The 21143-nt window shown below is 75.8% G+C and carries 19 protein-coding genes; 8 read left to right on the top strand and 11 right to left on the bottom strand.

Annotated elements, in window-relative coordinates; genetic code table 11:
* Window position 1: 1 nt before the first annotated feature.
* Window positions 2-826 (bottom strand): sulfite exporter TauE/SafE family protein, encoded by an 825-nt coding sequence (locus O2W16_RS06030; RefSeq protein WP_269157901.1) that lies wholly within the window; start codon window positions 824-826, stop codon window positions 2-4.
* Window positions 827-839: 13 nt separating this feature from the next.
* A complete protein-coding gene (locus O2W16_RS06025) occupies window positions 840-1934 on the bottom strand; it encodes a flavin-containing monooxygenase (protein WP_269157900.1) in 1095 nt (364 codons plus the stop codon).
* Window positions 1935-1994: 60 nt separating this feature from the next.
* Between O2W16_RS06025 and O2W16_RS06020 the strand changes: the two genes are divergently transcribed.
* Entirely contained in the window at window positions 1995-3434 is a 1440-nt protein-coding gene (locus O2W16_RS06020; protein ID WP_269157899.1) for a dihydrolipoyl dehydrogenase family protein, read from the top strand.
* On the opposite strand, the gene O2W16_RS06015 is transcribed toward O2W16_RS06020, so the two are convergent.
* Window positions 3416-4042 carry a CDP-alcohol phosphatidyltransferase family protein gene (locus tag O2W16_RS06015; RefSeq protein ID WP_269157898.1) on the bottom strand — a complete coding sequence of 209 codons (627 nt, stop codon included), beginning with the start codon at window positions 4040-4042 and terminating at the stop codon, window positions 3416-3418. The genes O2W16_RS06020 and O2W16_RS06015 overlap by 19 nt on opposite strands.
* 132 nt (window positions 4043-4174) lie before the next feature.
* Here O2W16_RS06015 and O2W16_RS06010 point away from each other — a divergent pair, with 132 nt between their 5' ends.
* The 4 genes from O2W16_RS06010 to O2W16_RS05995 are packed head-to-tail and all read left to right on the top strand — an operon-like array spanning window position 4175 to window position 8140.
* Window positions 4175-5416: an ABC transporter substrate-binding protein gene (locus O2W16_RS06010; protein ID WP_269157897.1), complete on the top strand. Its 1242-nt coding sequence runs from the start codon at window positions 4175-4177 to the stop codon at window positions 5414-5416.
* Window positions 5413-6267: an ABC transporter permease subunit gene (locus tag O2W16_RS06005; protein ID WP_269157896.1), complete on the top strand. Its 855-nt coding sequence runs from the start codon at window positions 5413-5415 to the stop codon at window positions 6265-6267. The genes O2W16_RS06010 and O2W16_RS06005 overlap by 4 nt, the downstream gene beginning before the upstream one ends.
* A complete protein-coding gene (locus tag O2W16_RS06000; RefSeq protein WP_269157895.1) occupies window positions 6264-7043 on the top strand; it encodes an ABC transporter permease in 780 nt (259 codons plus the stop codon). The genes O2W16_RS06005 and O2W16_RS06000 overlap by 4 nt, the downstream gene beginning before the upstream one ends.
* A complete protein-coding gene (locus O2W16_RS05995) occupies window positions 7040-8140 on the top strand; it encodes an ABC transporter ATP-binding protein (RefSeq protein WP_269157894.1) in 1101 nt (366 codons plus the stop codon). The genes O2W16_RS06000 and O2W16_RS05995 overlap by 4 nt, the downstream gene beginning before the upstream one ends.
* On the opposite strand, the gene O2W16_RS05990 is transcribed toward O2W16_RS05995, so the two are convergent.
* The 3 genes from O2W16_RS05990 to O2W16_RS05980 form a co-directional block, all read right to left on the bottom strand.
* Window positions 8117-9517: a radical SAM domain-containing protein gene (locus O2W16_RS05990; RefSeq protein WP_269157893.1), complete on the bottom strand. Its 1401-nt coding sequence runs from the start codon at window positions 9515-9517 to the stop codon at window positions 8117-8119. The two genes, O2W16_RS05995 and O2W16_RS05990, sit on opposite strands and share 24 nt — an antisense overlap.
* 162 nt (window positions 9518-9679) lie before the next feature.
* Window positions 9680-10597, bottom strand: coding sequence for a DUF559 domain-containing protein (locus O2W16_RS05985; RefSeq protein ID WP_269157892.1), 918 nt, complete (start codon window positions 10595-10597; stop codon window positions 9680-9682).
* A 123-nt stretch (window positions 10598-10720) separates the two neighbouring features.
* Entirely contained in the window at window positions 10721-12013 is a 1293-nt protein-coding gene (locus O2W16_RS05980) for an amidohydrolase family protein (protein WP_269157891.1), read from the bottom strand.
* Between the two features lie 71 nt (window positions 12014-12084).
* On the opposite strand from O2W16_RS05980, the gene O2W16_RS05975 reads away from it, so the two are divergent.
* The 3 genes from O2W16_RS05975 to O2W16_RS05965 are packed head-to-tail and all read left to right on the top strand — an operon-like array spanning window position 12085 to window position 14116.
* Complete coding sequence (locus O2W16_RS05975) at window positions 12085-12762, top strand: DedA family protein (protein ID WP_269157890.1); 678 nt, start codon at window positions 12085-12087, stop codon at window positions 12760-12762.
* Complete coding sequence (locus O2W16_RS05970; protein WP_269157889.1) at window positions 12759-13439, top strand: HAD family hydrolase; 681 nt, start codon at window positions 12759-12761, stop codon at window positions 13437-13439. Before O2W16_RS05975 ends, O2W16_RS05970 begins: the two co-directional genes overlap by 4 nt.
* On the top strand, window positions 13436-14116 hold the full coding sequence (locus O2W16_RS05965) for an alpha/beta hydrolase family protein (RefSeq protein ID WP_269157888.1): 681 nt from the start codon (window positions 13436-13438) through the stop codon (window positions 14114-14116). Before O2W16_RS05970 ends, O2W16_RS05965 begins: the two co-directional genes overlap by 4 nt.
* Window positions 14117-14230: 114 nt before the next feature.
* Here the strand turns inward: O2W16_RS05965 and O2W16_RS05960 are convergent, their stop codons facing one another.
* The 5 genes from O2W16_RS05960 to O2W16_RS05940 form a co-directional block, all read right to left on the bottom strand.
* The gene (locus tag O2W16_RS05960; protein ID WP_269157887.1) at window positions 14231-15442 is read right to left on the bottom strand and encodes an SRPBCC family protein; all 1212 of its coding nucleotides are present in this window, start codon (window positions 15440-15442) and stop codon (window positions 14231-14233) included.
* 216 nt (window positions 15443-15658) lie between these two features.
* Window positions 15659-16516 (bottom strand): FAD binding domain-containing protein, encoded by an 858-nt coding sequence (locus O2W16_RS05955; protein ID WP_269157886.1) that lies wholly within the window; start codon window positions 16514-16516, stop codon window positions 15659-15661.
* Between the two features lie 28 nt (window positions 16517-16544).
* Window positions 16545-19025: a xanthine dehydrogenase family protein molybdopterin-binding subunit gene (locus O2W16_RS05950; RefSeq protein ID WP_269157885.1), complete on the bottom strand. Its 2481-nt coding sequence runs from the start codon at window positions 19023-19025 to the stop codon at window positions 16545-16547.
* Window positions 19022-19576 (bottom strand): (2Fe-2S)-binding protein, encoded by a 555-nt coding sequence (locus tag O2W16_RS05945; protein WP_269157884.1) that lies wholly within the window; start codon window positions 19574-19576, stop codon window positions 19022-19024. The genes O2W16_RS05950 and O2W16_RS05945 overlap by 4 nt, the downstream gene beginning before the upstream one ends.
* Before the next feature lie 230 nt (window positions 19577-19806).
* Window positions 19807-21114: a GAF domain-containing protein gene (locus O2W16_RS05940; protein ID WP_269157883.1), complete on the bottom strand. Its 1308-nt coding sequence runs from the start codon at window positions 21112-21114 to the stop codon at window positions 19807-19809.
* Window positions 21115-21143: the final 29 nt, after the last annotated feature.

The following is a 21143-nucleotide window of genomic DNA, read 5'->3' as shown; positions in this document are numbered from 1 at the left end:
CTCAGCCCAGCAGTGGGCGCACGTTCTCCGTCCAGACGTCCCAGCCGACCCGGCCGATCAACGCGGTGACGACGACCAGGAAGACGACCCGGATGAAGCGGCTGCCCCGAGCGGTCGCCGTCCGCGCGCCGAGGTAGGCCCCGAGCGTGTTGGCCGCGCCGAGCAGCAGCCCCAGGCCCCAGAAGACCGCGCCGTAGGGGACGAAGAAGAGCAACGCCCCCAGGTTGGTGGCGACGTTGACGATCTTCGCCTTGGCGCTGGCGTGGAGGAAGTCGTACCCGAGCAGCGACACCATGGCGAACACGAGGAACGACCCGGTGCCCGGTCCCAGGATGCCGTCGTAGAAGCCGATCGCGGCGCCCGTCGCCGCGGCGACGCCGTGGTGGCGACGTCCGCTGTGGCGCAGCGCGGTCACCTCCCCCAAGGCGGGACGCAGCACGGTGAACGCCGCGATCGCGACGAGCGCGACCACGATGACCGGTTTGAACACACTGGCGGGCAGCGCCGCGGCCACCGAGGCCCCCGCGAAGCTGCACGCCAGGGCGATCCCCGCCATCGGGAGGGCGGTCCGCAGGTCCGGGTGCACGCGGCGGTGGTAGGTGACGGCGCTCGTCGTGGTGCCGAAGATCGACGCCAGCTTGTTCGTCGCGAGGGCCTGGACCGGGCTGATCCCCGGGACCAGCAGCAGCGCGGGCAGCTGGAGGAGGCCGCCGCCACCGACGACGGCGTCGATCCACCCGGCGGCCAACGCGGTGAGCAGCACGAGCGCGAGCACCTCGGGGGTCAGGCCCTCGGGGAGGAGGCCACCCGGGACCACGTCGATCATCCCGGGGAGGATCTCATCCCCCGGGCCGGTCTCCGTCCCGCTGCCGGGACCGGCCGCTGCTCCGGGCGATCCGGCGGGCGGTGCGCCGGGCGTCCCGGTCGACGCCGTCGATGATCGAGGAGTTGACCCGGGTCTGCCACGGCAGCCCCATCCAGTGCAGCCCGGCCACCGGTGAGGCCCCGCAGCGGTGGACCGGCAGTCCGTCGGCGTCCAGCGCGCCCGGGACGTCGATCCAGCCGGTCTCCGGCAGGAAGCCGGTGCACCACAGCACGGCGGACACCTGCTCGGTCCGCCCGTCGTCCAGGTGGACCCGGTCGCCCCCCGCGCCGACCACCCGCCCGGTCCGCCAGCCGATGACGCCGTCGTCCCGGAGTCGGTGCAGCTCCCGGCCGATGATCGCGTCACCGCGCCGGCGGATGCCCCGGGCCACCCGGCTGTCGCCGCCGGCGTTGAGCACCCCGGACAGCAGCAGCCACCAGTAGACGCTCACCCCGAGCACCCGCTCCGGCAGGAACCGGGGTTCCCGCGGGCTGACCCCGGTGACCTCGTGGGTGGCCGACAGCTCGACGGCCAGCTGCGCCGCCGAGTTGCCGCCCCCGACGACGAGCACCGGGCCCGCGGGGAGGTCGGCGGGCCGGCAGTAGTCGGCGGAGTGCAGCTGGGCGACCGCCGGGTCCAGCTCCTGGGCCGCGGCCGGCACCCGCGGCCGGGCGAACGGGCCGGTGGCCAGCACCACGTGCCGGGCCAGCACCGGCCCCTCCCGGGTCTCGGCGCGGAAGCCCACCGGGTGCGTGGTCAGCCGGGTGACCGGGGTCCAGGGGCGCACCGGGACGTCGAGCCGGCGGGCGTAGCGGTGCAGGTAGTCCGCCATCTCGACCCGGTCGGGCGTCGGCGTCGCCCCGGCCGGGAACGGCACCCCGGGCAGGCTGCTGAACCGGCGGGGCGTGAACAGCTGCAGGCTCTCCCAGCGGCGCAGCCAGCTGCCCCCCACCTCGGCGGCGTCCACCACCACCACGTCGCGGACGCCCTTCCGGGCCAGCCACCAAGCCGTGCCCAGCCCGGCCTGGCCGGCGCCGACCACCAGCACGTCGTGCACCCGATCTGCCACGCCCGCGATCCTCCCCCGACCGGACGGCGCCGCGCCGGGTGCCCGCCTAGCGTGGGTCCGGTGACCCGAGGACGGACGTGGGACCTGCTCGTCATCGGCGGTGGCACCGCCGGGATCGTGGCGGCCACGACCGCCGCCGCCCTGGGCGCCCGGGTGCTGCTGACCGAGCGGGAACGCACCGGCGGCGACTGCCTGTGGACCGGGTGCGTGCCGTCGAAGGCGCTGCTGGCCTCGGCGACCGCGGCGGCCGACGCCCGCAGCGCCGCCCGGCTCGGGGTGGACGTCTCCGGCGTCGAGGTCGACTTCGCGCGGGTCATGATCCACGTGAAACAGGCCATCGCCACCATCGAGCCGGTCGACTCCCCTGAGACGCTGCGCAGCAAGGGCGTCACCGTGCTGACCGGCGACGCCGTGTTCACCGGGCCCGACCGGGCCACCGTCGACGGCCGGGAGATCAGGTTCCGGGCCGCGGTCATCGCCACCGGCTCGGGTCCGGTGCTCCCGCCCGTCCCCGGCCTGGCCGGCGTCGACCCGCTCACCAACGAGACCGTGTGGGACCTGACGACGCTGCCCACCCGGCTGGCGGTGCTCGGTGGCGGGCCGATCGGCTGCGAGCTCGGGCAGGCGTTCGCCCGGCTCGGCGCGCAGGTCACGGTGGTCGACTCCGCCGACCGGATGCTGGCCGTGGAGAGCGAGGAGGCCTCCGAGCTGGTCACCGCCGCGCTGGTCCGTGACGGCGTCGACGTGCGGAACGGCGCGCGGGCGATCGGGGTCACCGGCGACCGGGACGGCGGTGAGCTCCGGCTGGCCGACGGCGGCACCGTGCCCTTCGACCGGCTGCTGGTCGCCGTGGGGCGCCGGGCCCGCACCGAGGGCCTGGGCTGCGCCGCGGCCGGGGTGGAGCTGGCCGAGGACGGCAGCGTGGTCGTCGACGACGCCCTCCGCACCAGCAACCGGCGGATCTGGGCGGCCGGCGACGTCACCGGCGGCCCGCGGTTCACCCACGTCGCCGGCGTGCGCGGCAGCCTGGCCGCGAGCAACGCGGTGCTCGGGCTGCGCCGCCGGGTCGACCCCGTCGTCCCCCGGGTCACCTACACCTCCCCCGAGGTCGCCTCGGTCGGCATGAGCCCGGCCGAGGGGGCGGCCGCCGGGCTGACCGTGCGGCGCCTCCCGCACACCGAGATCGACCGGGCCATCGCCGAGGACCTCACCGCCGGCTCCGCGACGCTGGTGCACGACCGGCGCGGGCGGCTGCGCGGAGCGACCGTGATCGGCCCCCGGGCCGGGGAGAGCCTCGGCGAGCTGACCCTCGCCGTCCGACAGGGGCTGCGGGTGCAGGACGTCGCCGGCACCACGCACCCCTACCCGACCTACAACGACGCGGCGTGGAACGCCGCCCTCGCCGACGTGCGCGCCCGGCTGCGCGCCCCGGCGGTCCGGCTGGCGCTGCGCGGCCTGGTCCGGTTGCGCGCGGGGATGGATCAGCGCAGCGCCCGGTGACCCGCCCACATCCGGTGGACGGCGCTGATGCCCACCACCACCGCCCAGACCCAGGCCAGCTGCCAGGCGAACGCCGGCAGCAGCAGCCACAGCGCGTGCACCACGATCGTCTCGGTGCCCTCCGCCAGCCCGCCGAGGAAGGACAGCGACCGGCTGTCGTCCAACTGCCGGCCGGCCCGCTCGGCGAGCGAGGAGAAGGCGAGGAACGCCGCGCCGTTGACGTAGTAGGCGAGCAGGACGGCGGCGAAGGGCTCCCACGGGTCGCCCCGCCCGGCGGTCACCCCGAGGGCGACGCCCAGCACGCCGGCGCCGTAGACCAGGAAGTCCGCGGTGATGTCGAAGAACCCGCCGGCGCCGGCGTCCCCGGGGGCGCCGGCCGCGCGACGCCGCCGGGCCAGCGGGCCGTCCAGCCCGTCGGCCAGCCGGGAGAGCAGCCACAGCACCAGCGCCGGCCACCACAGGGTCACCGCCGCAGCGGCGGCGCTGCCCAGGCCCAGCACCAGGCCGACGGCGGTCAGCCGGTCCGGGCTCACCCAGGAGCGGTCCAGCACGCCGGCCGTCCGGGCGAGCGGCCGGTCGAGCACCCGCCGCGCGGCAGCGTCGAGCACCCGGGTCTCCGATCCTCGCCCAGCACGTCGACCCGGTGGCGGGGCACCATCGGGTAGGGCACGATCTTGGCGCAGCCCCTGGGCCGCGGCCACCCCGCCGGCAGGGCGGACCGACGCCAGGGAGGCAGACCCGTGACCGTGCTCCACCGCTGGTACGGCCGCGCGCTCGTCGCGGCGGGTGCCTCGGCCGTCGTCCTGACCGGGTGCGCCGCGCCGGACGCGGAGGCGCCGGCGGCCGAGGACCGCTCCTGGGACGACGTGCTCGCCGAGGCCGAGGGGCAGACGGTCGACCTGTGGATGTACGGCGGCGACGTGCAGGGCAACGCCTACGTCGACGACGTGCTGGCCCCGGCGGCGGCCGAGCTGGGGGTGACCCTGCGCCGGGTGCCGATCGCCGACACCGGGGACGCGGTCAACCGCGTCCTCTCCGAGCGGCAGGCCGGCGTCACCGAGGGCGAGGTGGACCTGGTCTGGGTGAACGGCGACAACTTCGCCACCGGTCGCCAGGCCGGCGCCTGGCTGTGCGACTGGACGTCGATGCTGCCGAACATGGCCGGCACCGATCCCGACGACCCGCTGCTGACCACCGACTTCGGCACCCCGGTCGACGGCTGCGAGGCGCCCTGGCACAAGGCCCAGTTCAGCCTGGTGTACGACGCCGCCCGGGTGCCCGACCCGCCGGCGACGCTGGCCGGCGTGCTGGACTGGGCGGAGGCGAACCCGGGCCGGTTCACCTACCCGGCCCCGCCGGACTTCACCGGCTCGGCGTTCCTGCGCCAGGTGCTCTACAGCGTGTCCGGCGGCGTCGAGGAGGTGCCCCTGGAGTACACGGACCAGGCCTACGACGAGCTGAGCCCGGCGCTCTACGACCGGCTGGCCGAGCTGGCGCCCGCGCTGTGGCGGGAGGGCGACACCTACCCGCAGAGCCAGCAGGAGCTCGACCGGCTGTTCGCCGACGGCCAGGTGGACATGACCATGACCTACGGCCCGGCGACCGTCGACGACCTGGTCGCCGACGGCACCTTCCCCGACACCACCCGGGTGCTCACCCTGGAGGAGGGCACGCTGGGCAACGCCAGCTTCCTGGCCATCCCCTCCACCTCCGGTGACCAGGCCGGCGCGATGGTGGTGGCCGACCTGGCGCTCTCGCCGGAGCAGCAGCTGGCCAAGGCCCGCCCCGAGGTCTGGGGGCAGTTCACCGTGCTGGACCTGGACCGGCTCGACGACGACGCGCGGGCCGGGTTCGAGGCGCTGCCCGACTCCGCGGTGGTGCCCAGCTACGAGGAGCTCTCCGCCGGTGCCGACCCGGAGCTCTCGGCCGACTGGGTGACCCCGCTGGACGACGGGTGGCGGCGCGAGGTCGCGGCCGGGTGACCGCAGCGGGCCGGCCCGGCGTCGGTGCCCGGCGCGCGACCCTGCTGGTGCTGCCCGCGGTGGTGCCGGTGGTGGTCGTCGTCGGCGCCGCCCTGACCTCCGCCGCCCTGCTGAGCCTGGGCCTGACCCCGCTGGTCGGCCGGCCGGAGCTGTCCCTGGACGCCTGGCGGGCCACCGAGCTGGGCACCTCGATCCGGCTGTCGCTGGCGATCGCGGCCGGGGCGACGGCGGTGGCCACGGTGGTCGGGCTCTTCCTGGCGCTGGCCGTGACCGCCGGGGCGCGCCGGAGCCGGCTGCTGGCCACGCTCAGCTCGCTGACCATCCCCGTCCCGCACCTGGTGGGCGCGGCGGCGATGGGGCTGCTGCTGGCCGACGCCGGGTTCCTGCCCCGGCTGCTGGGCATCGCCCCCGCGGACTGGCCGGCGCTGGTGGGCGGCCGCTGGTGGATCGCGGTGGGTGCGGAGTACGCCTGGAAGGAGTCGGCGTTCATCGCCCTGGTGGTCGCCGGGGCGCTGAGCAGCCGGGTGGCCTCCTACACCGAGACCGCCGCGCTGCTGGGCGCCGGCCGGTGGGCCCGGTTCCGGCACGTCACCCTCCCGCTGGCCGCCCCGGCGCTGGGCGCCTCGGCCGCGGTGAGCTTCGTCTACACGCTGGGCTCCTACGAGGTCGCCGCGCTGCTGGGCCGGCCGTCGCCGGAGCCGCTGCCGGTGCTGGCCGTCCGACTGTTCACCTCCATCGACCTCGCCGCCCGGCCCCAGGCCGCCGCGGTCGCGGTCACCACGTCGGCGCTGGGGCTGGTGGCGGTGCTGGTCTCGCTGCGGTCGCTGCGCCGGCTGGCGGCCGAGCAGTGAGCGCACCGGTGCTCGTCTCCCGGCTCGGTCGCGGCGCGCTCGCCGTCTGGCTGGTGCTCCCGCTGGTGCCGCTGCTGCTGTGGGCCGCCGCGGACCGCTGGTCGGCGCCGGCCCTGCTGCCCCAGGCCTGGGGGACGACCGGGCTGGCCGAGGCCCGGGCCGCCGGCGCCGGTCCCGCCGCCGTCCGGTCGGCGGTGCTCGGGACGGCGGTGGCCGTGCTGGCCACCCCGCTGGGCGCCCTGGCCGGCCGGGCGCTGACCTCGGGGGCGCTGCGCGCGCCCGGGCTGGTGTTCGCGGTGCTGCTCTCCCCGCTGGTGCTGCCGCCCTTCGCCGTCGCGCTCGGGCTGGACGTGCTGCTGCTGCGGCTGCGGGTGCCGGCGGAGGTCGGGCTGGTGCTGCTGCTGACCGTGGCGGCGATCCCGTACACGACCGTGGTGATGCGGGCCGCGTACGCCGCCCACGACCGGCACCACGACGAGGAGGCCCGGCTGCTCGGCGCCTCCGCCTGGCAGGTGGTGCGCTCGGTGCACCTGCCGCTGCTGGCCCCGGCGGTCGCGGGCGCGGCATTCCTGGCGTTCCTGGTCGGGTGGAGCGACTACGTCGTGACCCTGCTCGTCGGTGGGGGCCGGCTGGTCACCCTGCCGCTGCTGGTCGGCGCCGCCGCCTCGGCCACCGGCAACGACGCCCAGGTGGCGGTGCTGGCGCTGTCGGCGGTGCTGCCGCCGGTCGCGCTGCTCGTCGTGATCGGCTCGATCGGCCGGCGGGCCCGGCGGTGAGCGGCTCGCTGCAGCTGACCGGCCTCACCCGGGTGCACACCGCCGGGGCCCCGCCGGCCCTGGACGACCTGACCCTCGCCGTCCCGGCCGGGTCCTGCGTGGCGGTGCTGGGCCCGTCCGGCTCCGGGAAGAGCACGGTGCTGCGGCTGACCGCCGGGCTGGACGCCCCGACCCGCGGCACGGTGCACCTCGACGGCCGGGACCTGGCCGGCGTCGTCCCGGAGCGGCGCGGGATGGCGATGGTCTTCCAGCGCCCGCTGCTGTTCCCCCACCTGTCGGTGCGGGACAACGTGGGCTTCGCCGACCGGGTGCGCGGCCTGCCCCGGCGGGAGGTGCGCGAGCGCGCCGAGCACCACCTCGAGCTCGTCCAGCTGGGCGGGTTCGGCAACCGGCCGGCGCGGGCGCTGTCCGGCGGCCAGGCGCAGCGGGTGGCGCTGGCCCGGGCGCTCGCCGCCGAGCCCCGGGTGCTGCTGCTGGACGAGCCGTTCAGCGCGCTGGACACCGGGCTGCGCCAGGAGATGCACGAACTGCTGGCCGACCTCCGGCTGCGGCTGGCGCCCACGGTGCTGCTGGTCACCCACGACCCGGCGGAGGCCGACGCCCTGGCCGACACCGTCGCGGTGCTGGACGCCGGCCGGCTGCAGCAGCTGGGGCCGATGCGGGAGCTGTACGCGCGGCCCCGGTCCCTGGCGGTCAGCCGGCTGCTCGGCGGGCGCACCGAGGTGCCCGGCACCGTCACCGGCGGCCGGCACCGCTCCGCACTCGGCGACCTCGAGCTCCCAGCACCCGCCCCGGAGGGCCCCGGCGTGCTCGTCGTCCGCCCGGAGGCGGTCACCCTCGTCGCCGCCGCGGACGCCGACGCCCGCGGCACCGTGGTGCAGGTCCGCCGGCGCGGGCTGCGGGCGCTGGTCACCGTCGAGGTGGCCGGCCGCGGCACCGAGCCGGCCGCGGTGGCCGCCGAGCTGCCCCCCGGCGCGGAGGTCCCGGTCGGCGCCGAGGTCGGGCTGCGCATCCCGGTCACCGCCCGGTGCGTCGTCCCCCCGGCCGGCCTGTCGGAGGCGCGGGACGGTGCCTCAGCCCACGACCGTCAGCGGTAGCAGCTTTCGCAGCTGGGCGTTCTCGGCCAGGTCGAGCACGGAGTGCTGCGCGCAGGCCGGCACCAGCTGGCCGGTCTCCGGGTGGGCCATCGAGTAGGTGCAGGCGGCGAGCCGCTCCTGGGTGGCGCGCAGCTGCGGGTCGGCGGCCTGCTCCCCGCGCTGCATCAGCTCCCACGCCGGGCCGACCTGCGCGGCGTCCATGAAGCTGTGCACCTCGAAGGTCATCAGCCCGAGCGCGCCGGCGCGGGCGGCCCGCACCAGCGCCCGGGCGCCGCCGGCCCGGCGCACCGTGCGCCGCGCCCAACCCAGCGCGACGGGCAGGTCGCCGGGGTGCCGGCGCAGCACCCGGAGCACCTTGCCGACCAGCAGCAGCGGGGCCGTGCCGCCGAAGGCCACCCCGCCGAAGTGCGCGAAGAACCGGTCGCGGGCCGCGCGGTCGCGGGCATCGTCCGGGTCGATCACCCCGTGCCAGCGGCCGGCGACCAGGAACCCGAAGGCGACCCGGTTGCAGCGCGGGTCGCCGAACTCGATCCCCTCGTGCGGCACCCGGTGCCCCAGCGCCTGCTCCAGTTGCGCCCAGACCGCGTCGACGTCGACCGCGGTGTAGGACTCCTTCCACCGGCGGTCGTCCCCGACGTGCGCGGCGGGCTGGAAGCTCATCATCGAGAAGCCCATCGGCAGCACCGCGCGCACCGTCTCGGCCACCTGCTCGAGGTTGGCCGGGGTGACGGTCATGTTGTGCGCCAGGTAGTACCGCAGGCCCGTTTCGGCGCGCAGGTCGCGGAACATCTGCACGAACCGCGCGCGGAACGGGTGCAGCTCGGCCTCCGACCGGGGCTTCACCGCGCCGCGGCGGCCCCGCATCAGCATGTCGAAGTGCGCCGCGAAGCTCACCCGGTCGAACCGCAGGCCGCCGTCGTCGCCGGTCACCAGCGCACGCAGGTACTCGGGGTCGAAGTCACCGTGGGTCATCGACATCGGCGACCGCCCGTGCGCCCGCATCGCCTCGAGCGCCGCGGCGTGGTCGTCCGGCGGCAGCAGGCTCACCTCACCGCCGATCAGCTGGGCGTGGGCGTAGGGGCCGCGCCGCTGCTCGAGGTAGGCCATCTGCTGCTCGACCTGGTCGACGGTGTGCTGGCCGTCGATGCGCACCTTGTTGGCGTCGGCAGAGTGGTAGCAGGGCGTGCAGGTGAGGTTGCACTTCGGGAAGACGCCGTGCGTGCCCTCGCAACCGACCGCGTGCCGGCCCAGGCTCTGCGCCGGGGTCTGCACGTGCGCCGGCAGCGCCGCCCAGCGTTCGGCCAGCGCCCGCGCCGTCTCCGGGTGCACCGGCCGGGTGCGGGCGGCGATGCCCCGCAGTCGTCCGAGCAGCGTCATCGCAGTCTCCCGTCGTCCGCGCCGACAGCGCCTCGCCGCCCCACGGTAGCTGCGGCCCGCGGGGCCCACCGGCCGCGATGCCGGGCGGACACTGTGCGACTGCTGCCCGGGTCGGCGCCCGACCGGGCACGGGGCGCACAGTGCTCCCTGGGCACGCCTCGCTCAGCGGCCGAACAGCTCCCTGCGGCGTTGGTGGGCGGCTGCGATGTCGCGCTGGCAGGCGGCCGGCTCGCGGGTCAGCCGCGCGTAGCTGAAGCGCAGCACCAGCCAGCCGAGCGCGGCCAGTGCCGCGTCCCGCCGCAGATCGCGTTCCCGGGCCTCCCGGCTGCCGTGGAACGCCGCACCGTCGAGCTCCACCGCGAGCAGCAGCTCCGGCCAGGCGGCGTCCAGGAACGCCACGCCACGGGGCAGTTGCACGCGGTGCTGCTGCACGCACGGTGGGAGGCCGGGGACGTCGAGCACGTGGGCCATGCCCCAGATCTCCAGCTCGCTGTGCGACCCGCCGGCCACCTGCCCGACCAGCTCGACCAGCGCCGCCCGACCGGGCAGCTGCGGCCGCCGGGCCAGCTGCCCGTGCAGCACCGGCGCCGTGACCCGCCGGCCGCGGACCGCGGTGATCACCGCCGCCCGCGCGACGTCCTGGTCCCGCGAGCCTCGCCGTCCGCCGTGTGCCTGACCCCAGGCGTCCACCAGCGCCCGGGCCAGGGGGCTGACCGGCAGCCCAGCGACCCGGAGGGCGGACAGCCCGGTCACCCGGTGCACCGTCAGCAGGCGCATCCGGGCGGGGGCCCGGCGCCGCGCGTCGATCGACACGTGCACCCGATCGGCCTCCGGCCCCAGCCCGTGCGCCGTCAGCGCAGAGGCGTGGCTGAGCGCCCCGCCGGTGGACAGGACCGCGGCCAGCGCCCGGGTGCGCCAGCGCTCCGCGCACTCCGGCAGGACGACGACGTGCGGCAGCGGCCGCAGCAGCCGCCCGCCGGCGATCCACCGGGAGACGCTGGTCGAGCCGCTGCGCCCGGCGAGGTCGGAGATGCGCGCGACGCCGTCGGGCCCGAGGAGCGCGCGCAGGTCGACCACCACGGAGCGTGAGCGTGCCGGGTCAACGCCGGCGCCACCGACGCCCTGTGGACGGCGCCGGGCACTGTGCGCCCAGTGCCCGTTCAGCCGCCGGAACGGGCAGTCAGCGCACAGTGCCTCTCGGCGTCAGCCGGCGGCGAGGCGCATGGCGCGGGTCTGCACTTCCGCGCGGAGCTCCGCCTCGTCGACCGTCGTGGACACGCCGTCGGCCAGCACCTGCCGACCGGCGACCCAGGTGTCGCGCACGTGCCGGGAGCCCACCGACCAGACCAGGTGGGTCAGCAGGTCGGTGATCTCGCCGACCGGCACGAAGGCGATGTCCTCGGTGTCCACGTGCACCAGGTCCGCGCGCCGTCCGGCGGTGAGCTGGCCGAGGTCGTCGCGGCCGATCGCCGCGGCCGCCCCGCCGGTGGCCAGCCAGAACGCCTCCGGGGCGGTGAGCGCGGTGGCGTCCCGCTCGCGCAGCCGGGCCAGCTGGGCGGCGAGCCGGAGGTCCTCGAACAGGTCGAGGTTGTCGTTCGACGCCGGCCCGTCGGTGCCCATGCCCACCCGGATGCCGAGGTCGAGCATGTCCCGCAGCCGGGCGGTGCCGCTGGCCAGCTTGGTGTTGCTGCTCGGGCAGTGCCCGACGGCGACGTCGTACTCCCGCCAGAGCTCCAGGTCTCCGTCGTCCATGTGCACGCAGTGGGCGGCCAGCACCCGGCCGCCGAGCACGTCGTGCGCGGCGAGCAGCTGCGGCACGCTCAGACCGTGCTGGGCCAGCAGCCCGGCGCCCTCGGTGGTGGTCTCGGCGACGTGGGTGGTCAGCAGCAGGCCGTGCTCGCGCGCCACCTCGGCCGCCTGGGTGAGCACCGGCAGCGGCACGGTGTAGGCCGAGTGCGGGCCGATGCCCCACTCGACCTGCTCGTCGCCGGTGCCGGCCGACTCCGTGGCGCGGGCGAGCTGCTCGTCGAACGTGCCGAACCCGGGCAGGCCGATCAACGGGTGGGTGATGACCCCACGGGCGCCGGTGCGCCGCACGGCTGCGGCCATCCGGTCGGGGTGGAAGTACATCTCCACGCTGGTGGTCACGCCGTGCCGCAGCATCTCCGCGGACGCGGCGGTCATCGCCACCTCGACGTCCTCCGGGGTGAGCCGGCCCTCCCGCGGCCACATCACCTCCTGCAGCCACCGGTCCAGCGGCAGCCCCTCGCCCTGGCCGCGGAACAACACCATCGGCGCGTGCGAGTGGGTGTTGACCATGCCGGGGGTGAGCACCCCGGGCAGCGCGGTGACCTCGGCGTCCCCGGACGGCGGGGCCTCGGCAGCCGGCCCGACCCAGCGGATCAGGCCGTCCTCGACGTCCAGCACGGCATCGGGGACGACGGTGCCGGCGCGGTCCCCGACCACGGCGGCGCGAGCGGTGAAGCGGTGCACCATGAGCCCAGACCCTACGGTCGCCCCGGCCCGGTAGCAGGGCGGCGCACAGACGCCGCCGATACCGTGGGCCCATGTCCGTCCTCGCCGCCGCTGCATCCGACGAAGGCGGTATCACCGGCTTCCTGCTCGACCTCATCGACCGGCTCGGGGCGGTGGGCGTCGGCCTGACCATCCTGATCGAGACGGTCATCCCGCCGATCCCCAGTGAGGTCGTGCTGGGGGCCGCCGGGGTGCTGATCAACGACGGGCGGATGTCCCTCGTGCCGGTCATCCTCTGGGCGACCGTCGGCTCGGTGCTCGGGGCGCTCGTCCTCTACTGGGTGGGCCGGCTGTTCGGCCCCCGCCGGTCGCACGCCTTCCTCGACCGGCTGCCGCTGGTCGAGACCTCGGACGTGGACCGGACGTTCGAGTGGTTCGCCCGGCACGGTCGCGCCGCGGTCTTCTTCGGGCGGATGGTGCCGATCGTGCGCAGCTTCGTCTCGGTCCCGGCCGGCGTCGTCAAGATGCCGATGCTGCAGTTCCTGCTCTTCACCGCCGCCGGCAGCCTGATCTGGAACAGCCTGCTCATCGGCCTGGGCGTCGCCGCCGGCGACTTCGTGCAGGCCAACCTCCAGTACCTGGACTACGTGGTGGTGGTCGTGGCGGTCGCCGCGGTCGCCTGGTTCGTCTACAAGAAGGCGACCGGCCAGTTCCGGCGCCCGCCCACGGCCGGTGCCGACCTGCCCGTCGACGAGCGGGACCAGGCATGAGCACCCCGCGCACCCGGCCGGACGTCGTCGCCTTCGACGTCAACGAGACGCTGCTCGACATCAGCCCCCTCGGGGCGGCCCTCGCCGAGCAGGGCCAGTCGGCCGACCTGCTGCCCGCCGTCTTCTCCCGCGCCCTGCTGACCGGGTTCGCCGCCACCACGGCCGGCACCTGGTTCCCCTTCCGGGCCGCGTTCGAGACCTCGGTCGCCCAGGTGACCGGGTTGCCGGCCGACGCCTGCGCCGCGGTGGCCGGCTCCTTCATGGAGCTGTCCCCCCATCCGGACGTCGAGCCCGCACTCCGCCTGCTCACCGCGGCCGGGGTCCGGGTGGTGACGCTGAGCCACGGGTCGCCCGGGGTGGTCGAGGCGGGCCTGACCCGCGGCGGGGTGGCTGCGCTGGTCGAGCGGACGCTGACCTCGGAGTCGATCCGCGCGTGGAAGCCGAACCGGGAGGCCTACCTGTGGGCGGCCGGCGTCTGCGGCGTGGCACCGGAACGGATGGCGCTCGTCGCGGCGCACTCCTGGGACGTGCTCGGTGCCGGGCGGGCCGGGCTCACCACCGGCTTCACCTCCGGCCGGTCGGAGAAGGTGTTCGCCGACGTCTACGCGCCGCCGCACGTGCAGGGCGGGTCGCTGGTCGAGGTGGTCGAGGGGCTGCTCGCCCTGCCGCCGGCGTGATCACCGGGGAGGTCCCCACCCCGCTCGGCCCGGCCCACGTGCACCGCACGGAGCCAGCGGGCGATGCCCGCGGCACCCTCGTGCTGGGTCACGGCGCCGGCGGTGGGTCCGGCTCTGCGGACCTGCTGGCCGTCTCCGCCGCCGTCGGCGCGGCCGGCTGGCGGGTGCTCCGCGTGGACCAGCCGTGGGTGGTCGCCGGCAGGCGGATCGCCCCCGCCCCGGCCCGGCTGGACGAGGGCTGGACGGCGGTGCTCGGCGCCCTGCGCGCCGACGGCCTGCTGACCGGCCCGCTGGTGCTGGGCGGGCGCAGCGCGGGGGCCCGGGTGGCCTGCCGGACCGCGACGGCGCAGGGGGCCGCCGCCGTGCTCGCCCTGGCCTTCCCGCTGCACCCGCCGGGCCGGCCGGAGAAGAGCCGTGCGGCGGAACTGCACCAGGTCGCCGTCCCGCTGCTGGTGGTGCAGGGCGCCACCGACGCGTTCGGGCGCCCCGCGGAGGTGGTCACCGCGCTGGCCGGTCACCCGGGGGAGGTCCGGGCCGTTCCGGGCGACCACGGGCTGAGGAAGGACCCTGACCAGGTCGCTGCCGCCGTCGCGGACTGGCTGACCGGGCAGCCGTGGGACCACTCCCGCCAGGCGCCCACTCCGAACAGCCCCGTGAGCTCGGAGCCAGCCGACTGACGCCTGCCGGGCCAGCCAGGAGGGACCCCGAGCGCTTGTGCTCTGCTCACCAGGAGTGAGCAGAGCACAAGCGCCGCAGCGTGCTCCCTGTCCGGGCTCGCGCCCGGGGTGAGGTCAGCGCCGGCGGCGGCGCACCAGCAGGGCGATCAGCAGTGCCAGGACCGTCACGCCGGCCGCCGGGGCGGCGTACCGGATGACCGCCGCACCACCGGCCACCTCGAGCAGGTCGATCGGCTCCGGCTCGGCCGGGGTCAGCGGCCGCTGCGGCGAGCTGGGCGTGCTGCGCACGGGACCGCCACCGGCCGGGCGGTTCGGCGGGGCGGTGGTGCCGGCCGGCGGCTTGCTCGGCGCCTTGCGGGGAGCACCGACGGCGGCGTCGGCCGCCGTGGTCGAGGCGGGCTCGTCGTCGGGCGCCTGGTCCTCGACCGTCCCGGTGCCGGAGAACGGCGCGGCGTCTCCGGCGGCCGGGGCTGCGTCTCCGGCGGCGGGGGCGGTGTCACCGGCCGTGGGGGCGGTGGCGGCAGCGGCCGGCGTGCTCTTCGTCGGCGGGGTGAGCGGGTCGGGCACCGGCGCCTTGGCCGGTGCGCTCGCAGCCGGTGCGGCCTTCTTGGCCGGCTTCGCCGGTGCCGCCGCCGCCTCCTCCGCAGCTGCTGCCTTGTCCGTCGCGGCGGCGGCGGTCTTCTTCGCTGCGGCGCCGGCCTTCTTGGCCGCACCCGCCGCCGGGCTGTCGCCGGCAGCGCCCTCGACGCTCGCGGCGACCTCCTCCACCACGCCCGCGGTGGTCGCGGCGCCCTTGGCGGCAGCGGCGGTGGCCTTCCCCGCCACGGTCGGCTCCTGCGAGCCCACGGCAGCCGCGGCCCGGGAGGCGTCACCCTCGGCGTCGCCGCTGGCCAGCTGGGCGGAGAGCTTGTCGGCGAACTGGCCGAGCAGCTTGTTGCCGACGTCGGTCATGACGCCGCGGCCGAACTGTGCGGGCCGGCCGGTGATGTTCAGGTCGGTCAGGACGTCGACGCGGGTGGTGTCACCCTCGGCCGCGAGCGTGGCGGTGATGACGGCCGCCGCGGTGCCGTTGCCGCGCTGGTCCTTGCCGCGGGCGTCGATGACCGCACGGTGGGCCTCGTCGTCCTTCTCCACGAAGGACGCCTTGCCCTGGTAGGTCAGGTTGATCGGCCCGAGCTTGACCTTGACCCGGCCGGTGAAGTCGTCACCGGTCACCGAGTCCAGGGCGGCACCCGGCATACAGGGGGCGATGCGCTCGATGTCCAGCAGCACCCGCCACGCTTCGTCGATCGGCACCGGCACGGTGAACGCGTTCTCGAGCTGCACTGCAGGACCTCCGGGTGTGGGCAGCCCGGGCGGGAGGCGACGAGTCGGCGACGACCCGTCCGGGTGGTGCGGTGATCGAGGCGAGACGGCGACGTTACCGCGCCCCCGCTGCCCCGCTGACATCCGATCATGACCGGGGCGTCCTCGCAGGTGGGACGCCGACGGCGCGCCGGACCGGCTCCGTCACGACTGTGACGGACCGGTCCGGCCCTGCCGTCAGAGGCCCACTGCGGCGGCCACCGCCCGCCGGGTCAGCACCTGGGCCAGGTGCTGCCGGTAGTCGGCCTGGGCGTTGAGGTCGTTGCTGGGGCTGGTGCCCTCTGCGGCCTGCGCCGCCGCCGCGGTCACCGTCTCCATGCTGACGTCCACCCCGACCAGCGCCGCCTCGGTGGCCGACGCCCGCAGCGGGGTCGGCCCCATGTTGGTCAGCCCGATCCGCGCCTCGGCGATCCGGCCGTCCTCCCGCCGGACGGCCGCGGCCACCGCCACGATCGACCAGGCCTGGGCCACCCGGTTGAACTTCTCGTACCGCACGCCCCAGCCCTCGCCGAGCTTCGGCACCCGGATCTCGACCAGCAGCTCCCCCTCGTCCAGGGCAGTGGTGAGGTAGTCGACGAAGAAGTCCGTGGCGGGCACGGTGCGCCGCCCACCGGGCCCGGCGAGCACGAACTCCGCGTCCAGGGCGAGCGCCACCGCCGGGAGGTCCCCGGCCGGGTCGGCGTGCGCCAGCGCGCCGCCGAACGTGCCGCGCCGGCGCACCTGCCGGTCGGCCACGGTCTCGGTGGCCTGGACGATCAGCTGGCCGTACTGCGCCAGCAGCGGGTCGGTGAGGACGTCGGCGTGCGTGGTCATCGCCCCGATGACCAGCATGTCGCCGTCCTCGCGGACGCCGCGGAGCTCGGCCACCCGGGTCAGGTCGACGAGCGTCTCGGGCGCGGCGAGCCGCAGCCGCATGACCGGGATCAGCGACTGGCCACCGGCGAGGACCTTGACGTCCTCACCGCCGTCGGCGATCGCCTGCAGGGCCTCCTCGATCGTGCTCGGGCGGGTGTAGGCGAAGGGTGCGGGGATCATGGCTTCGCTCCAGAGTCGCTTCGGCGTATCACTGCTGTGCCTCCTGGATGCCGGACTCGGTCGTGCGGGCACCGCCGTAGGCGTTGCTGCCCTGGGCGGCGCGGTCGCCGCCGTCCCCACCGCCGTGGATCGCCCGCCACACCCGTTCCGGGGTGAGCGGCATCCGGATGTCGGTGACGCCGAGGTGCCGGACGGCGTCCAGCGCGGCGTTGACCACCGCCGGGGTGCTGGCGATGCAGCCGGCCTCCCCGACGCCCTTGGCGCCCAGCGGGTTGCTGGTCGCCACGTGCACGGTGTTGCCGGTGTCGAAGTGCGGCAGGTCCGAGGCGGCCGGGACCAGGTAGTCGACGAAGCTGCCGGTGGTCAGGTTGCCCTCGGCGTCGTAGATCGCCTCCTCGTACATCGCCTGGGCGATGCCCTGGGCCAGGCCGCCGTGCACCTGCCCCTCGACGATGAGCGGGTTGACGATCGTGCCGACGTCGTCGACGCAGGCGTACTTGCGGATCTTGGCGAACCCGGTCTCGGTGTCGATCTCCATCGCGCAGATGTGCGTGCCGTGCGGGAAGGAGAAGTTCTCCGGGTCGAAGGTGGCCTCGGCGTCGATGGAGGGCTCGATGCCCTCCGGGTAGTCGTGCGCGGCGAAGATCGCCAGGGCGACCTCCTGGATGCCGACCCCGGCGCCCGGCGTCCCCCGCACGGTGAACTTCCCGCCGGTGAACTCCAGGTCGTCGGCGTTGGCCTCCAGCAGGTGGGCAGCGATCACCCGGGCCTTCTCCACCACCTTCTCCGCGGCCTTCACCACCGCGGTGCCCCCGACGACCAGCGAGCGGGAGCCGTAGGTGTCCAGCCCGCGGGAGGAGATCGCGGTGTCGCCGTGCAGCACCTCGACGTCCTCGAACGGCACGCCCAGCTCGTCGGCGACGATCTGGCTCCACGCCGTCTCGTGCCCCTGGCCGTGCGGCGTGGACCCGGTGACCACCTCGACCTTGCCGGTGGGCAGCATCCGGATCGACGCCTGCTCCCAGCCACCGGCACCGAAGGCGAGCGAGCCGAGCACCCGGGAGGGGGCCAGCCCGCACATCTCGGTGAAGGTGGAGAAGCCGATGCCGAGCTGGACCGGGTCGTTCGAGTCGCGCCGGCGCTTCTGCTCGGCCCGCAGCTCGTCGTAGCCGAGCAGCTCCAGCGCCTGCTCGGTGGCCTGGTGGTAGTCGCCGGAGTCGTACTCCAGGCCGGCGACCGTGGTGAACGGGAACTCCTCGGTGTTGATCCAGTTCTTCCGGCGCAGCTCCAGCGGGTCCATGCCGAGCTCGACGGCGAGCTCGTCCATGATCCGCTCGATCGCGAACGTCGCCTCGGGCCGGCCGGCGCCGCGGTAGGCGTCGGTGGGCACCTTGTTGGTGAAGACGCCGTCGCACTCGAACCGGTAGGCCGGGAACTTGTAGATCCCCGGGAACATGAACGCGCCCAGGGCCGGGACGCCGGGGGTGATCAGTCGCAGGTAGGCGCCCATGTCGGCCAGCAGCCGCACCCGCAGACCGCGCACCGTGCCGTCGCGATCGGCGGCGACGTCGATGAACTGCACCTGGTCGCGGCCGTGGTGGGCGGTCATCAGCGACTCACCGCGCGTCTCGGTCCACTTCACAGGCTTGCCCAGCCGCCGTGCGATGAGCAGGCAGAGGATCTCCTCCGGGTTGACCTGCAGCTTGCCGCCGAACCCGCCCCCGACGTCGGGGGCGATCACCCGCAGCTTGTGCTCCGGGATGCCGGTGACCATCGCGGCCATCACCCGCAGGATGTGCGGGATCTGGGTGGCCGACCACATCGTGTAGCTGTCCCCGGAGGGCTGGACGACGACCGAGCGGGGCTCCATGAACGCCGGGATGAGCCGCTGCTGGACGAACCGGCGGCTGACCGTGACCTCGGCGTCGGCGAACGCCTGCTCGGTGTCCCCGCCGGTGCCGGCCTCGCCGGCGTCGAAGACGAAGTGGTAGCTGGTGTTGGACGAGGTGTGGTCGTGCACCAGGGGCGAGCCCTCCTGCACGGCCTGCTCCATGTCCAGCACGACCGGCAGCGGCTCGTAGTCGACGTCGATCGCCTCGAGGGCGTCGGCGGCGGCGGTGCGACTGCGGGCCACGACGATCGCGACCGCCTCGCCCACGTGGTTGACCTGCTCGACCGCGATCGAGGGGTGCCCCGGGTTGACCATCTCCGGGGTGACCGGCCAGGCGCAGGGCAGCGAGCCCTGCTCCTCGGCGAAGTCGGCCCCGGTGTAGACGGCGACGACGTTCGGCCGCTCCTTGGCGGCGCTGACGTCCAGGTGGGTGATCCGGCCGTGGGCCACCGGGCTGCGCAGCACCGCCAGGTGCAGCATCCCGGGCAGCACCATGTTGTCGGTCCAGGTGGTCTTGCCGGTGATCAGCCGGGCGTCCTCCTTGCGGCGACGCGCCTGTCCGACCTCCTTCGCCGGCGGCAGGTCGACCGCGGAGGTCGGGTCCTCGACGGCGGTCATGCCTGGGCCGCCACGTGGTCGGCGGCGGCCGTGTCGACGGCGGCCGGCTGGGCCTGCGGGTCGTCAGCGGCCTTGCCGGACATCTCCGCCGCGGCCTGGCGGACCGCCCGGACGATGTTCTGGTACCCGGTGCAGCGGCAGAGGTTGCCCTCGATGCCCTCCCGGACCTCCTCGTCGCTGGGGTCCGGGTTCTCCTTCAGCAGGTCGATCGAGGCCATGATCATCCCGGGCGTGCAGAACCCGCACTGCAGGCCGTGCATCTCGTGGAAGGCCCGCTGCACCGGGTGCAGGGTCGCGCTCTCGCCCTCGCCGGTGGCGACGCCCTCGATCGTGGTGACCTGGCAGCCGTCGGCCTGCACGGCGAAGACGGTGCAGGACTTCACGGCCTGGCCGTCCAGGTGCACGGTGCAGGCGCCGCAGTTGCTGGTGTCGCACCCGACGACGGTGCCGACCTTGCCGAGCTGTTCCCTCAGGTAGTGGACCAACAGGGTCCGTGGCTCGACGTCGTCCGTGTAGGACGACCCGTCGACCCGCACGTTGATCTGGGTCACGTGTCCTCCGCATCGTTGCTTCGGCTGTGCACCGCGGTCGTCCCGCGGGTCCGTCGGCAGTGTGACAACCGACACGTGAGTTAGGCCACACTCACTTCTCCGCACCGGGCCCGCCAGGAGCCGGTCGTCGGCGCTGCGAGCCCAGGACACGCGGATGTCCGGGCCCCTCCGACGCCGTCCGGCAACGTTGCACCTCGTTGCAGTCCGGACCGCCGCCCGTCGCCGGGGCCTCAGCTGCGGGCGGTGCCGCGCCCGCCCGCGCGCAGCCGCTGCACCTGGGCGGCGGCAGCGCTGCGCCGTCCCCCGGGCGGCAGGAGCGCCAGGCAGGCCTGCCAGACCGCCAGGTCCTCGGCCGCCTCGGGCCGCTCGCTGTACCGGAGGAGGAGGTCCGGTCGGCCGGAGGCCAGCACGGCGCCCCGCAGGTCGTCGGCCAGCCGCGCGCGGGCGACCCGCACGCCTGGCGCCCGGGAACCGGGGAGCAGCGGGCCGCGGTACCGGTCCAGCGCGGCGGCCGGGGCGCCCCGGGCGAGCTGGGTGCGCACCTCCTCGACGTCGGTGCGCACCGGTCCGAGCAGCCGGTACGGCCGGGACCCGACCACGTCACCGCCCACCAGCCGGCGGAGCCGGGAGAGCTCGGCGCGCACGGTGACCGTCGCGCCGGCACCGCCGTGGCACTCCGCGGCCAGTTGCTCGGCCGTCCGACCCTCGCCCCGGGCGGCCGCCTCGGCGAGCAGCACCAGGAGCTCCGAGTGCCGCAGCGACAGCTCCTGCACGGTCGTCGACGTGGCCAGCCGGGCCCGGTCCCGGCCCAGCACCTCCAGCCGTGCGGCCCCGGACGCGGGGTCGGCCGGCGCGGGGTGGTGCCGGGACAGCCACCGCAGCTCGGCCTCCGCCGCCGCCGCGGTGGCCCGGACGAGGGTGAGCACGTGCGGGCTCGCCACGTGGTCGCCGCCGGTGACGTCGATGGCGCCCAGCAGGGCGCCGGTGCGCGGGTCGTGCACCGGCGCCGCGGAGCAGCTCCAGGGCTGGACCGGCCGCCGGTAGTGCTCGCCGCCGTAGATCTGCACGGCGTGGTCCAGCGCCAGCGCCGTGCCCGGGGCGTTGGTGCCGGCGACGTCCTCACCCCACGAGGCGCCCTCGACGAAGTGCATCCCGGCGGCCCGGTCCCGCAGCCTCGCGTCGCCCTCGACCCACAACATCCGGCCGGCGGCGTCGGTGACCGCCACGATCATCCGGTCGACCTCGGCGTCGGCCACCAGCAGCCGGCGGATCACCGGCATGACCGCCGCCAGCGGGTGACCCGCCCGGTAGGAGGCCAGGTCGCCGTCCAGCAGGTCGACCGGCGGCGCCGCCCCGTCGGGGTCGACTCCGCTGTCCAGCGAGCGGCGCCACGAGTCCCAGACCACCGTGCGCACCTGGGCCGGGACGGGCGCGTCGACCCGCGTGACCAGCGCCTCGTGCGCCGCCCGCAGCCGCCGGGCGACCACCGGGCTCGGGCTCCCGTCGGGGAGCGCCAGCCACGGGTTCACGGCCGACACGGCGCGGGGTCCCCGGGGCTGAGGCTCAT

This window comes from Modestobacter sp. VKM Ac-2984, assembly GCF_026967985.1.
GTDB lineage: Bacteria > Actinomycetota > Actinomycetes > Mycobacteriales > Geodermatophilaceae > Modestobacter.
This window is presented reverse-complemented; position numbering and strand designations above follow the sequence as displayed.